Below are 12,801 nucleotides of genomic sequence, written 5' to 3' on the forward strand. Positions count from 1 at the left end.
TTATTTCATGTCATCAATAGTAGTGTATAATAATAATATATTTTGGCTTGAAAGAAGAGAGGTACAGCTGTGAATACTGAGAAAAAAAGTGAGTATCTTTTATTTGGAGCGTGGGCTGCTTCAGTTCTTGCCCTTGCTGGAAGTTTGTATTTTTCTGAAGTTCTTAGATACGAACCTTGTGAACTATGTTGGTATCAAAGGATTCTCATGTATCCTCTAGTTATAATTCTAGGTATCGCTGTGGTGCGAAAAGACGCATCCCAACGATTTTATGTTCTCCCATTGTCGATCATTGGTACATGCGTTTCGCTGTATCATTATTTGCTACAAAAAACATCTTTTCTAGCAGAAGCGGCACCTTCATGTGGTAGGGTTCCATGTACAGGTGAATATATTAATTACCTTGGATTTATTACGATACCGTTTCTTGCACTTATTGCATTTCTAATCATTACGATTCTAATGGTTGCCTTACATAAGCAAACAAAGAGGGAGGAAAACATGTGAAGAAAGCTATTATCTTTCTTGGTATTGTCATCGTAATATTCGGAGCACTCGCCTTCGTTACAAACTATAGTAATAGTGAGAAGACAGAAGGGAATCCATACGGGAAGAGCTCTTTAAATCCGGCTACAATAGAGCAACTTGACGATCCATTATATCAAAATCAAATTTTACCTGATGAGCTTGAGGAAGCCCTGTCTAATGAAGAAGATGCCTTCGTTTATTTCTATAGTCCAACATGTATCCATTGTAAAAATACTTCCCCAGTCCTTGTACCACTTGCCGAAGACATGGGAATTGAATTGAAAAAATACAATGTTCTTGAGTTTGAACAAGGTTGGAATGATTACAGAATTGAATCAACGCCAACTCTTGTGCGATTTAAAGATGGTAAAGAAGTTGATCGTATTGTAGGTACGCAATCAGAAGACACTTTTAAACAGTGGATCGAAAAGAATGATTAACATACTAAAGCACCCTATGAGGGTGCTTTTTGTATACAATAAAACATTGGAATGTTTACACGTCATTCAACCGGGAACTAGAGATGTGAGGATAAAACGAAAGGTGGAGAATCATGAGTCATATTAATGGAAAAGTAGTTATTATTACTGGAGCAAGCAGTGGAATCGGCGAAGCAACGGCGAAGAAACTTGCAGGAGACGGCGCAAAAGTTGTTCTTGCAGCTCGACGTGAGGACCGCCTTGAAGAATTAAAGAACGATATTACGAACAATGGCGGAGAAGCAATTATTCAAACAACAGACGTAACTTCAAGGGAACAAATGCAGGCTCTTGCCGATAAAACCATTGAGCATTATGGACAGATTGACGTCATGATCAATAACGCAGGATTGATGCCACTATCATTCATGAATAAGCTTAAGATTGATGAGTGGGATAAGATGGTTGATGTGAATATAAAAGGTGTCCTCTACGGTATTGCCGGAGTTCTTCCACATATGGAAGAAAGAAAATCTGGACATATTATTAATGTATCTTCTGTTGCCGGTCATGAAATTATGCCAGCTGGTGCAGTGTATTGTGGTACGAAATTTGCTGTACGAGCGATTACAGAAGGACTGCGTAAGGAAATGTCTCCTTCAACAAATATTCGTGCAACGATCATATCACCAGGGGCTGTTGCAACAGAGTTAACGAACACAATTACAGATGAAGATGTTCAAGAGAAGTTGAACAATCGCGGACCAAATGGTCTTGATCCACTAGATCCAGAGGCGATTGCTGATGCCGTTTATTATGCTGTTGGTCAACCTGACAGTGTATCGATCAATGAAGTACTAGTGCGTCCAACATCCCAAGGATAATGAAAAAACCGTTCTCCATTTAGGAGAACGGTTTTTAACTTTCTAGATTAAGGTTCTAGAGCAACATTGTGGCGACCATCTTGGCCAATTGCGCACAGAGAACCGCTGCGTAGCTACCGACAACATTACCTACAATTCCCATCAAAAGTCCAACAGGAGCAAGTGAAGGTTGGAAAACAGAGGCAACGATTGGTGCCGAGCTTGTCCCACCAATATTTCCTTGTGAACCTACGGCTACAAAGAAAAGAGGGGCACGTAATAAGCGCGCTGCGATGAAAATAACAAGAATATGAATACTGAGCCACACAATGCCCATTAAAACATATTGTGGTGAATCCACTACATAAGTAAGATCCGCTCTTGCCCCTATTGTTGCAAGCAAAAGATAAATGGCTGTATAGCCGACTTTACTAGCGCCATAACCCTCTAGCTTTTTAATAGGAGTGAATGAGAACAAAATACCGATGGCAGAAATAATCATGACTGTCCATGTTGTTGTAGAAAGAACAGCTGATTGTGGAAGATTCTCGGAAATTTTCAATACAATATAAGAGACACCAAAGCCAAGTCCAAGTAATCCTAGTAGCTGAGGTACTTGAATTGGGCGTTCATTCTTACGTTGAATATCATTCATTTCCTTATTCACACTTTGAATAACGGAATCGTCCGCTTTGTTCCATTTGTTAAACTTGTGCTGGAATCCTGCTAGGAAAATCATAATCCCCATCCAGCTATAGCCGACAACAGTGTCAACGACAATAATTGGGGAAAGAATTTCTTTCGGTGTCCCCACTGCTTCAATCATTGCAGCCATATTCGCTGAGCCGCCAATCCAACTTCCTGCGAGAGCAGCAACTCCTGTCCATGCGTCTGCAGGTAGCCAAGGTTGGAAGATGGCTAGTGCAATCGGCCCGCCGATAATAACACCGATTGTTCCTGCTAGGAACATTAATAAGGCTTTTGGTCCTAATCTTAACGTAGCTGGGACGTTAGCTGATAATAATAACAGCAGGAGCCCAACTGGAAGAATATACGTAGAAACGAAGCCATATAAAGTCGACTCTTGCGGAATAATCGCAAATGTCGTTGATAGCATTGGGATAAAGTATGTCCAAATTAACGGTGGGGCATAATGAAATATCTTCTGCAGAACGTTGTTTTTTGATTCGCCAAGCATGAAGATTGCTCCAACTACAACCGTTAGATAGACAAATACAGCCATCGGATCCTCAATTAATGGATTAGCCTTTGACCAGGCTAGTGCAAATGTCATTATTGTTCACTCCTTGATGTTAGACTATAGTCGCAAATAGACATTATATCATCTAAGTGACTTTCTTCGCTTTTAAAATTAATTAAAGAAAAATTGCAAGTATTAGAAAAATTCATAGCTTGTATTAATGAAGCATACATATTGTGTAGAGCGAGGATAAAGGAGTGAATTTCCATCGGTCTATTAAATGAATTTCGTCATTTCGCTATTAGAGGTAACGCGGCTGATATGGGAATTGGAATTGTCCTAGGCGCAGCGTTTAGTAATTTTATCGATTCGCTTGTTTCAGATATAATACTTCCACCTGTAGGTCTACTATTAGCGAGAATTAATTTTTCCGATCTTTTTATTAGTTTAAATGGGCATTATTATCCTTCTCTCTCTGATGCAAAAGAAGCCGGGGCGGCAACAATCAATTATGGAGTTTTCCTTACAACGTCCATTCGCTTTTTAATCATTTTCTTTTCGGTGTTTCTTGTCGTTCGTCAGTTGAATAGATGGCGAAAACCAGGACAGGATCCTATTAATTCTATGACTAGAAAAGAATGCCCGTTTTGCTGTACACCGATACCTTCGAAAGCGGTGATTTGTCCGAATTGCTCTACATCTCTTCGTGAAGAATTTGAACCGCCTTCACTAAAGGTTCATGTTCGGAAAGATTCAAGAACATCATTTAAGTAATAGGAATGATATGTATGGGCAACAAGCGATTAACTTTTTCTTCTGATGGGAATATAAAGTGGTAACGACAGAAGGAAAGGTGAGAGGACAAACATGATTGGTTGTTTGCTCATACATGGATTTACAGGGTCACCATTTGAGGTTGAACCTTTGGCAAATTATTTTCGAAGTCAAACGGATTGGGTTGTAGCATCACCGACACTTCCAGGACACGGTGAGAACGATTCACTTAAAGGGATTACCTTTCAACAGTGGGTAGATACAGCTGAGGAATATTTAGTACAGTTATTAGAAAGGTGCGACACGATTTATCTCATTGGGTTTTCAATGGGGGGCGTTCTTGCAGGATATTTAGCAACGAAGTACCAAATCGATAAATTAGTATTATTAAGTGCAGCTATACAGTATATCCATCCTTTTCAAATGGTGAAGGATATAAGAGAAATGATGACTGATCTATGCAGAGGAAAGCTTCTTCAGAATGAGTTATTCATTCGCTATAGCAAAAAGGTAAAGACAACGCCACTCCTTGCTTCATTAGAATTTCGAAAGCTTGTCCAACACCTCAAGCCATCCTTCGAACAGGTCTCTATTCCAACGATCATTTTACAGGGAAAGCTTGATGGAATGGTACCTTATAAAACCGCTGATACGATTTATCAGTTGATTCGTTCGGATGAGAAACAGGTTAGATTGATGGAGAATTCAAAGCATTTGATCTGCCACGGGGAGGATCGGGATGAGGTTATTCATACGGTGTACCGTTTCCTTACAAACTAGCGGGATGATTGTTTATAAAACAAAGAACTTGCTTTTAACTATAAAGAACAGCTTCATACTTGCTAGCTCCTTCTTAGGGTCTCGGTGAAAAGGAGAAAAAGAGATGCGAAATCCACTACTTACTCCAATAATGATTGAAAAATACGCTAAACGACTTGTTGTCCGATTGAAACAACCATCGTTATCTGGGATTGTTTTGACTGGTAGCTTTGCTAGAGGGGAAGCTGGTCCATATTCCGATCTGGATATCTGGTGTTTTTATAAGGAGCTCCCAAGTAAGTCGCCATGTCTCCCTGAACTAACGGGTATTTCACTTGATCTAAGAGAAGTTAGTCTACAGGAATTTAGTGAAATGGCTGATGGGTCAAAAGAGTATGTGGCTCCTTGTTTTGAGCAATTAAATGTATTTGGAGAAACACCTTTTGTCCTTCCTTCAAGAAATAAAATCAAGGTTGGTCTTATGAGCCTGCTACAGTCTATTGATACTCGCTTGCAACAGTGTGTGCCACCAATCAACCACTACGAATTATTAAATGACATCATGTACGCCCTTCGCATCGAACAGTTCTTCAAGACTTCACAATACCCCCTCACCCTATCTGAACTATACGCTATACAATTTGAAGAGAGCGATCGCTTCCTAGTAGAGTGTTATTCTTCATTCTTATTTGGAGAGCGACACAAAAGTGAGGATGAAATTCATAGCGGGATTCATCTTTTTATGGAGAAGAGATTGGAATAAGAAGGATTTTAAAATCATCTCGAGAAACAAATGGTAGAGGTATTGAAAGAAAATGATACTATACTTAGATGAAAAGGCAGGGTGGATGAAGTGGCGACGTTTGATGATTTTATGAAACTTGATATTCGTGTTGGGGAAATTATTGAAGTGAATGATTTTAAAAAGGCTAGAAAACCAGCTTATCAATTAAAGGTAGATCTGGGGGAGGAAATTGGTATCAAGAAGTCCAGTGCACAAATTAAGGACCTGTATAACCAGAATGATTTAATCGGTAAACAGGTGATGGCAGTGGTGAATTTCCCCCCACGGCAAATTGCAGATTATATGTCTGAAGTACTTGTATTAGGCGTATACGGAGATGAAGGAGTCGTGCTAATACAGCCTGATCAAAAAGTGAAAAAAGGTGATAAATTAGGATAAGGAGTGCATATAAGCATTCTTTTTTTCTTGTCTATTTACTTCCAATCCCTATATAATGATTTAATATCTAAAAAATGTAAAAATGAGGTGAGGGAGTGAAGCAAGAAGAAGCAGTTCGACTGATATCTAACAGTCTGGAGCAAGATCCTCTCGTAAAAGCAATTTTCCTTAAAGGATCTATGGGGCGAAACGAACATGATGAAAATTCGGATGTTGATCTTTATTGTCTTGTAGAAGAGAACGATGTGGAGTTGTTTCTTAAGAATCGAAAGCATCATTTAGAAGCATATGCTAATCTTCTCTTTTATGATGAAATTTTTATTATTGCTCCACAGATCATCGCTGTGTTCGATAATATGCTCCATCTTGATTTATTTACAGTGACAGCGGAATCGTTGGTAGAGAAAGATTATTGCAAAGTGATTTATGATCCCAACAATCGGTTGAGTCATTTTAATGAGGAGTTAACCTTATCGAGGCAGGAGTTTATCAATCACGTGGATGATACAGCTTTTTTCTTATTTTAATACGAGAAGTCCAGAAGAAGAGGAAACGATATTTGGTCTGTTCATATGTTAAATCAAGTTATGCTTCATTATTCAAGAGTGATATTGCACCGTTATCATCCGGATCGAGCTCAGCTTGGTTTAAAAGCATTGGATGGAACACTGAAAGAGAAAAAGGTTGAGAAGTCGAAAGAAATTTTTCAGTTTATGACGATTGAAGAGCATGAGAAATCTGCTAAGTTTATTCGAAACTGGTTGAAGGAAGAGGAAGATTGGATCATAGAGCAGTTAGAAGGTACGGTTTATAGTGTGCCTTTTCTTAAACGTATGATTTGGAATTGATATAGAACGAAAAGAAAAGGCGCTCTCTGGCGTCTCTTCTTTTCGTTTTGGGACCTAGCTAGTTAATCGATATGGTTTCGGGTTCAAACGCGATTTTAGCACCTTCATAAATGGCGCGTTTCGCATCTAGCTCACCAGCAAGACGAGCGCCACCGATAACTGCGATATCAACACCTTTTTGTGAAAGCAATTCGCATTCACGGGGTATATTCGATTCCTGCCCAGCTGCGAGAATGATGGTGTCGGCTTCGAGAAATTCTTTCTCGCCTGTCTCTGCATTTCTGATTGTAAGACCATCCTTTGTCATTTCTTCATATGAGAGATTCGTTCGAAACTTCACACCATTTTGTTTTAAATCCTGCAACATCGCCCATTTAGTTGTTTTGCCAAGGCCTTCACCCATTTTTCCATTACGTCTTAGAAGGAGAATGTTATTGATTCCTTTTTCGATTAAGAAATGAGACACATCGCATCCGATGCCACCGGCCCCAATGATAATCACATTTCTGCCCACAGCCACATTACCAGAAAGAACGTCTGGATAAGCGATGGAGTGTTCAATACCCGGAATAACCGGTTGCCGTGGTGTCACACCAGTTGCTACCACAACAAGATCTGGTGAATGATTTAAAAGCTCTTGTTCTGTTGGTTTATGATTTAAATAAATCTTAACGCCTAATCGGTTTAGTTCCGTTGTATAGTAGCGAATGGTTTCATCAAATTCTTTCTTGATTGGAATTTTTCTAGCCAGGTTAAACTGCCCACCAAGCGCAGAGCTCGCCTCATAAAGTATCACGCTATGACCTAATTCAGCATGAGCTCTTGTAGCTTCCATGCCAGCGACGCCTCCACCGAGCACAATAACTTTTTTTATATTTTCAGCTTTCTTAATGGTCCACTTGTGCTCTCTGCCAGCCCTGGGATTAACAAGACAAGAGACGGCTTTGCCTTCGAAGGCATGATCAAGGCATGCCTGGTTACAAGCGATGCATGTGTTGATCTGATCAAGTGCTTGTTCCTTCGCCTTCACTAATAGATGTGGATCGGCCAGGAAAGGTCTAGCCATTGAGACCATATCGAGTTTCTGAAGTAACTCTTCAGCTAGAACCGGGTCATTAATTCGATTACTTCCAATCACCGGGATGGTCACCGCTTCTTTAATTTGTAGAGCGGGTTCAATAAAACCAGCACGAGGCACCATCATTGAAATCGTTGGGACTGTTGATTCGTGCCAACCGATTCCAATGTTTAGAATATCAGCGCCATGGGCCTCTAATTTTGTAGCTAGTTGAACGGTTTCTTCTGGTGTTGAGGAGTCGGGTACTAAATCGAGTCCAGACATACGAAAAATCACTGGATAATCCTCTCCGACTGTTTTTCGAACTGCTTTAAGGACTTCGATTGCAAAACGGGTGCGATTCTCAAAGTTTCCGCCCCATTTATCTGCTCGCTTATTTGTTCTTGGTGATAGGAATTGATTGATTAAATATCCTTCAGAGCCCATGATTTCTACTGCGTCAAATCCAACCTCTTTCGCTTTCCTGGCAGCTTCTGCATAGGATTCAAGTAAATTAAGAATATCAAGTTCATTTAGTTCCTGGGGAGTTTCTCTGTGTATGGGCGATTTGATAGGAGATGGAGCGACAGACGGAATGCCGTTCATCTCAGAGTAAGCATATCGTCCAGCATGAAAAAGCTGTGCCGCAATACGCCCATTTGCTGTATGCACGCTGCTTGTTAATCGTTTCATGACTCGAAGATCATCGTCTCGATAGAATCCTAGAAAATGGTGTCCACCATCGCCTTCAGGTGAAACAGAAATCCCTCCTGTGACAATGAGACCTGGCCCGTTCTCTCCTGACCGTTCAGTATAAAACGAAATGAGAGCATCCTCTTGATCCTTATTACCTTCCATTCCAAGGTGCATGGATCCCATCATTACTCTGTTCGGCAGGGTTAATCTCCTTAATTGAATTGGTTTAAATAATTTTTCCCATTTCATAACTGCTCACCACACTTCTTTGTTTTGAACACATTTCGATGAATGGTCATTCATTTCCTGTAAAGAAAGCGTTTTTTTATTTTAAATTTTTATTTTATTCAAGGCAATGGTAATGAATGTTATTGATTTTTGGCTCATTTGAGTAATCAACAATATGAGCAAACATAGATTTATCCAAAAAAAAGAGCGCAAAATGCGCTCCCTAAATGGATATTAATTTTTCTTGAATGCGACAAGAAGGCCACCTTCGCCAGCATAAGTGCCAATAAGCGGCCCCATCGTCGAAAGGATGACGTTTTTAAATTTATAGCGTTCTTGAATTTGCTCGATTAATGCTTTTGCTTTATCCTCACAATTACTATGAGCTACAGCAATGACTTTATCCTCAAAATTATGCCCATACTCGCCAATTTTTTGTATGAACTGGCGTACTGCTCGCTTGTTTCCGCGGATTTTATCAAGGACCTCAAGTGAACCATCGTCATCACTTGCCTTCATAAGTAATTTAATATTCAAGGCAGAAGCAATCGTTCCTCTTACACGATCGAGGCGTCCCCCCTTGATAACGTTCTCAAGGGTGTCTAATAAAAACATTGTTAGCGTATCTTCTGTGTATTCATATGCTTGTTCAACGATGGATTCAAAGGTTTCGCCGTCACGAGCCATTTCTGCAACGTGATAAACAATGATCCCAAGACCTGATGAGGCTGTTTTTGAATTGATGACTTCGATTTTCCTGTCAGGATGTTCCTCATGAAACATTTTCTTTGCAAGTACAGCATTGTCATAAGTAGTGCTTAATGCTCCGGACAGCGCTATAACAAGAATATCGTCCTCAGGACTTGCTTCTTCAAATTTTGTAAGAAAGTCCTGTGGTGCTGGGGCAGAGGACTTAGGAAGTTCTTTCGATTTTTTTAGTTTTTGGTAGAACGTTTGCGTATCAAGATCTACTCCAGCTTTGTATTCTTCTTCACCAAAGAGAAGGTTGAGTGGAACGACCGTTACGTTCAATTCATTTAGCAGTTCTTCAGGGAAGTCGACGCTGCTGTCAGTAATGATTCGAGTTGCCATACAATTACCCCTTTTTTGTTATTACCCGCATCCAGGTATTATGTCTATTGTACCACGCTTCAACGTCTAATCGAACGTAAGTTGTGGCTAATGAATTAAGAATGGAATGGAGAGCCTAATAGAAAGATGTTTGGAGGTGAGAATGGAATGACAATTATTCGGCTAGGGTATGTCGCAATGAGTACAGAACTGAATAACAGCTCTCCGTCTCAGACGATGACATATGCTCAATTTCAAAAAATCCAAGATAGAGAAGCTGCTATTCGGAAACTGGAGCGGATTGCAATTTCAAATCTTGAGAACTGCCTACGTCTTCTTAAGCACAATAAAGGGAACGAGATTCATTTTTTTCGCTTTAGCTCAAGGCTAATCCCGCTTGCCAATCATGAAGCCCTTGAAGGGTGGGATTATCTTTCTCCACTAAAGAAATCGTTGAAACAGGTAGGTGATTTTGCAATTAGAGAAAAAATGAGGGTGGACTTTCACCCGGATCATTTCGTCTTACTTAATTCACCTAAGAAAGAAATTTTACAAGCATCGATTCAAATGCTTTCTTTGCACGTGCGCCTTCTTGAAGAAATGGGACTTCCTTCAACACATCGGTGTGTCCTTCATGTAGGAGGAGCCTATGATGATAAGGAGAAATCACTTGAACGGTTTATCCATAATTGGATGTATACCCCACACAAAATACAACAAACCATTATTTTAGAGAATGATGATACAACGTTTACGCTCCTAGATACTCTTTATTTATGTGAGAAGTTAAACGTGCCGCTCGTTTTTGATTATCATCATCATGTGGCGTGTCATAAAACAAAAGATTGGGTGACAGAATGGGGGAGAGTGGTTAATACTTGGAGAGACTCTTCACTACCTGTTAAGATGCATATTTCTTCTCCTAAGAGTGAAGAGGATTTTCGAAGTCATGCTGATTATGTAGATGTTGATTGGTTCTTTTCTTTTCTAAATGAAGTCAAAGGTAGCACAGACCAAATTGATTGTATGATTGAAGCCAAGCAAAAAGATGCAGCGCTCTTTCAACTGATGGAGAGAATTAGACAAAGAAGTGATGTTGAACTAATTGATCAATCTACGTTTAAACTAAAGTAAAACCGGGCGTGCTTGGCCCGGTTTTACTCTGTGATTTTTTTGCTTTTTTGTTTAGTGGAAGGCTTTGTTTGGTTGGCATGTTCAACAGATTGAGACAGCTCTTTTTTCATGCCGCGTTTTTTCTCCTGAGGCAAACGTCATTCCTCCTTTACTTGATGTTAGCTTGTCCTTTCTCAGTTGTTTTATTAATAAGAGTGAAAGGCTGACTTGTTTTTTGAGAGAATGAAGTTCAATAGGAAATGTGGAGCTTTTCATTGAAAAGTAGCACGGGTCGAAAAGTAGCAAAAGTTAGTTTTGTATATAGGAAAGCACGCTTCTGTAACAAGCTGTTTTATATGCGCTATGTTGTATATGGTCACCCGTCATCATCCATTGAATCATATAACCGTCTATCATGGCCCTTATTGTTCTCCCTGCCTCTTCGTTATCAATCGTACGAAAGGCGCCCTCTTTCTTCCCTTGCTCGAGAATCACTTTAGAGATGGATGAACAATTTTGATAAAAGCGTTCATTTATTTCTCTGTACCGTTTGTTTTTGGTTGCCTGCGCAAGAAAATCTAAATATACACGGTAGAATTTCTCATTTTCTTTAGGACCTACAAACACTGTATTTAAATATGCCAGAAGCATGTTAGTTGAAGTTGTTTCTTTTTCAACAGCCAGCTTCTCTTTTTCGTATATGCGATCGGTAATTTGAGCGAGCAGATGAGCAAGTACGTCCTCTTTGTTCTGGAAATAATAATTCGGGACGCCTTTACTTACGTCTGCATAATCAGCTATGTCTTGAAGTGTAACCGCCTCATAGCCTTTATCAGAGACGGCTTGATAGGCTGCTTTAATAATCTGCTGTCGCTTTAACTCAGCTTTACGTTTCATCTCATTCCTCTCCTTACAGTGATCATTATACACAAACCATATGTGTGATTAAAGAATTCAGATTAATTGACCGGTCAGAATAATTTCTGTTAAGATGAGTCCGAAAGAAAGTTGAAGGAGGGATCCTAGATGGATCAATTTAAAGCTTTAGTTGTTGATAAGGTTGATGAGAATACAGAAGTATCGATAAAGAATTTAACGAAAGACGATCTTCCTGAAGGAGATGTGTTAGTTAAAGTTCATTATTCTAGCGTGAACTATAAAGATGGGTTAGCTACTCATCCAAAGGGAAATATTGTTAAGAAATATCCCCACATCCCTGGTATAGATCTTGCAGGTGTTGTTGCTGAATCGGATCATCCAGATTGGAAGGAAGGAGATCGGGTCATTGTTACTAGCTACGAGTTAGGCGTGTCACACTACGGTGGGTTTAGCGAGTATGCAAGGGTGAAATCAGATTGGATCGTCCCACTTCCTGAAGGGTTGTCTTTTAAGGAAGCAATGGTATACGGGACAGCAGGATTTACGGCAGCTCTTTCCGTGTATCAACTTGAACAAGCTGGTGTGACGCCTGAAAAAGGACCAGTTCTTGTGACAGGTGCAACGGGTGGCGTAGGAAGTATGGCTGTTGCTATTCTAGCTAAAAAAGGGTATGAAGTGGCAGCAAGTACAGGGAAAGAATCAGAATACGATTACCTGAAGCAACTTGGTGCGACACATACAATCGGTCGAGAAGAAGTAGCCCCTGAAGGATTTAAGCCAATTGGCAAGCAGAAGTGGGCAGGCGCAGTCGATCCCGTTGGAGGAGAAACGCTTGCTGCTGTTTTAAGTAATACAATGTACGGTGGCGCAGTTGCCGTAAGTGGTCTTACTGCAGGCGCTAAAGTTCCTACAACTGTTTTTCCGTTTATTTTAAGAGGAGTTAATTTACTTGGAATTGACTCTGTCTATTGTCCAATGGAAAAACGGAAGGAAATTTGGAAGAAAGCCGCTGACGAGTATAAACCGTCTGAGCACCTTGAAGCGATTCAAAATGAAGTGACACTTGATGAACTACCTGATGTGTTGAGTTCTATTCTAAATGGCAAAGTACGTGGAAGAACAATCGTAGCATTCTAAATAAGAGGGCGATGTTAGGCGGTTTCTTCGCCTTTCAGCTAACAA

General features: G+C 40.1%; 15 protein-coding genes. 11 read left to right on the forward strand and 4 right to left on the reverse strand.

Translation table 11 applies throughout. The annotated features are described in order from the left end of the window. Positions 1 to 69: 69 nt before the first annotated feature. From AC0VYJ_RS01155 to AC0VYJ_RS01165, 3 genes are all read left to right on the forward strand, one after another. Entirely contained in the window at positions 70 to 507 is a 438-nt protein-coding gene (locus AC0VYJ_RS01155; protein WP_475366309.1) for a disulfide oxidoreductase, read from the forward strand. Further along, positions 504 to 968 (forward strand): thioredoxin family protein, encoded by a 465-nt coding sequence (locus AC0VYJ_RS01160; protein ID WP_475366310.1) that lies wholly within the window; start codon positions 504 to 506, stop codon positions 966 to 968. Before AC0VYJ_RS01155 ends, AC0VYJ_RS01160 begins: the two co-directional genes overlap by 4 nt. A 113-nt stretch (positions 969 to 1,081) precedes the next feature. After that, positions 1,082 to 1,831 carry an SDR family oxidoreductase gene (locus AC0VYJ_RS01165; RefSeq protein ID WP_194222517.1) on the forward strand — a complete coding sequence of 250 codons (750 nt, stop codon included), beginning with the start codon at positions 1,082 to 1,084 and terminating at the stop codon, positions 1,829 to 1,831. Between the two features lie 55 nt (positions 1,832 to 1,886). Here the strand turns inward: AC0VYJ_RS01165 and AC0VYJ_RS01170 are convergent, their stop codons facing one another. Then, positions 1,887 to 3,104: a DUF819 family protein gene (locus AC0VYJ_RS01170; protein WP_194222516.1), complete on the reverse strand. Its 1,218-nt coding sequence runs from the start codon at positions 3,102 to 3,104 to the stop codon at positions 1,887 to 1,889. Positions 3,105 to 3,278: 174 nt separating this feature from the next. Here AC0VYJ_RS01170 and mscL point away from each other — a divergent pair, with 174 nt between their 5' ends. The 6 genes from mscL to AC0VYJ_RS01200 all read left to right on the forward strand — a co-directional run bounded on the left by mscL (position 3,279) and on the right by AC0VYJ_RS01200 (position 6,575). Next, the gene (gene mscL, locus AC0VYJ_RS01175; protein WP_475367438.1) at positions 3,279 to 3,785 is read left to right on the forward strand and encodes a large conductance mechanosensitive channel protein MscL; all 507 of its coding nucleotides are present in this window, start codon (positions 3,279 to 3,281) and stop codon (positions 3,783 to 3,785) included. A 93-nt stretch (positions 3,786 to 3,878) separates the two neighbouring features. Then, entirely contained in the window at positions 3,879 to 4,565 is a 687-nt protein-coding gene (locus tag AC0VYJ_RS01180; RefSeq protein ID WP_475366311.1) for an alpha/beta hydrolase, read from the forward strand. A gap of 103 nt (positions 4,566 to 4,668) precedes the next feature. Next, positions 4,669 to 5,307, forward strand: coding sequence for a nucleotidyltransferase domain-containing protein (locus AC0VYJ_RS01185; protein WP_430241952.1), 639 nt, complete (start codon positions 4,669 to 4,671; stop codon positions 5,305 to 5,307). Positions 5,308 to 5,397: 90 nt separating this feature from the next. Continuing rightward, positions 5,398 to 5,727 carry a tRNA-binding protein gene (locus tag AC0VYJ_RS01190; protein WP_226616766.1) on the forward strand — a complete coding sequence of 110 codons (330 nt, stop codon included), beginning with the start codon at positions 5,398 to 5,400 and terminating at the stop codon, positions 5,725 to 5,727. Positions 5,728 to 5,822: 95 nt separating this feature from the next. Then, a complete protein-coding gene (locus AC0VYJ_RS01195) occupies positions 5,823 to 6,254 on the forward strand; it encodes a nucleotidyltransferase domain-containing protein (RefSeq protein WP_475366312.1) in 432 nt (143 codons plus the stop codon). 45 nt (positions 6,255 to 6,299) lie between these two features. Beyond that, positions 6,300 to 6,575, forward strand: a complete 276-nt coding sequence (locus AC0VYJ_RS01200) for a hypothetical protein (protein WP_475366313.1) — start codon at positions 6,300 to 6,302, stop codon at positions 6,573 to 6,575. A gap of 58 nt (positions 6,576 to 6,633) precedes the next feature. Here AC0VYJ_RS01200 and AC0VYJ_RS01205 read toward each other — a convergent pair whose 3' ends face one another. Both AC0VYJ_RS01205 and AC0VYJ_RS01210 read right to left on the reverse strand, forming a co-directional pair. After that, a complete protein-coding gene (locus tag AC0VYJ_RS01205) occupies positions 6,634 to 8,577 on the reverse strand; it encodes an oxidoreductase (RefSeq protein WP_475366314.1) in 1,944 nt (647 codons plus the stop codon). Positions 8,578 to 8,790: 213 nt separating this feature from the next. Then, complete coding sequence (locus AC0VYJ_RS01210) at positions 8,791 to 9,648, reverse strand: DegV family protein (protein ID WP_194222510.1); 858 nt, start codon at positions 9,646 to 9,648, stop codon at positions 8,791 to 8,793. A gap of 147 nt (positions 9,649 to 9,795) precedes the next feature. Here AC0VYJ_RS01210 and uvsE point away from each other — a divergent pair, with 147 nt between their 5' ends. Next, positions 9,796 to 10,761, forward strand: a complete 966-nt coding sequence (gene uvsE / locus AC0VYJ_RS01215) for a UV DNA damage repair endonuclease UvsE (protein WP_475366315.1) — start codon at positions 9,796 to 9,798, stop codon at positions 10,759 to 10,761. Positions 10,762 to 11,049: 288 nt separating this feature from the next. Here the strand turns inward: uvsE and AC0VYJ_RS01220 are convergent, their stop codons facing one another. After that, a complete protein-coding gene (locus AC0VYJ_RS01220) occupies positions 11,050 to 11,637 on the reverse strand; it encodes a TetR/AcrR family transcriptional regulator (protein ID WP_430241944.1) in 588 nt (195 codons plus the stop codon). 129 nt (positions 11,638 to 11,766) lie between these two features. Between AC0VYJ_RS01220 and AC0VYJ_RS01225 the strand changes: the two genes are divergently transcribed. Beyond that, positions 11,767 to 12,756: an NADPH:quinone oxidoreductase family protein gene (locus AC0VYJ_RS01225; protein ID WP_430241942.1), complete on the forward strand. Its 990-nt coding sequence runs from the start codon at positions 11,767 to 11,769 to the stop codon at positions 12,754 to 12,756. Positions 12,757 to 12,801: the final 45 nt, after the last annotated feature.

Source organism: Anaerobacillus sp. 63XJN7_5_ISO-PGPR-S23-430 (assembly GCF_056173695.1).

Excerpts from the sequence above, each read along its gene's own strand:
- AC0VYJ_RS01185 (WP_430241952.1), top strand. The coding sequence starts at position 4,669 with ATGCGAAATCCACTACTTACTCCAATAATGATTGAAAAATACGCTAAA.
- AC0VYJ_RS01165 (WP_194222517.1), top strand. The coding sequence starts at position 1,082 with ATGAGTCATATTAATGGAAAAGTAGTTATTATTACTGGAGCAAGCAGT.
- AC0VYJ_RS01225 (WP_430241942.1), top strand. The coding sequence starts at position 11,767 with ATGGATCAATTTAAAGCTTTAGTTGTTGATAAGGTTGATGAGAATACA.
- AC0VYJ_RS01200 (WP_475366313.1), top strand. The coding sequence starts at position 6,300 with ATGTTAAATCAAGTTATGCTTCATTATTCAAGAGTGATATTGCACCGT.
- AC0VYJ_RS01220 (WP_430241944.1), bottom strand. The coding sequence starts at position 11,637 with ATGAAACGTAAAGCTGAGTTAAAGCGACAGCAGATTATTAAAGCAGCC.
- AC0VYJ_RS01205 (WP_475366314.1), bottom strand. The coding sequence starts at position 8,577 with ATGAAATGGGAAAAATTATTTAAACCAATTCAATTAAGGAGATTAACC.
- AC0VYJ_RS01170 (WP_194222516.1), bottom strand. The coding sequence starts at position 3,104 with ATGACATTTGCACTAGCCTGGTCAAAGGCTAATCCATTAATTGAGGAT.
- AC0VYJ_RS01210 (WP_194222510.1), bottom strand. The coding sequence starts at position 9,648 with ATGGCAACTCGAATCATTACTGACAGCAGCGTCGACTTCCCTGAAGAA.
- AC0VYJ_RS01180 (WP_475366311.1), top strand. The coding sequence starts at position 3,879 with ATGATTGGTTGTTTGCTCATACATGGATTTACAGGGTCACCATTTGAG.
- uvsE (WP_475366315.1), top strand. The coding sequence starts at position 9,796 with ATGACAATTATTCGGCTAGGGTATGTCGCAATGAGTACAGAACTGAAT.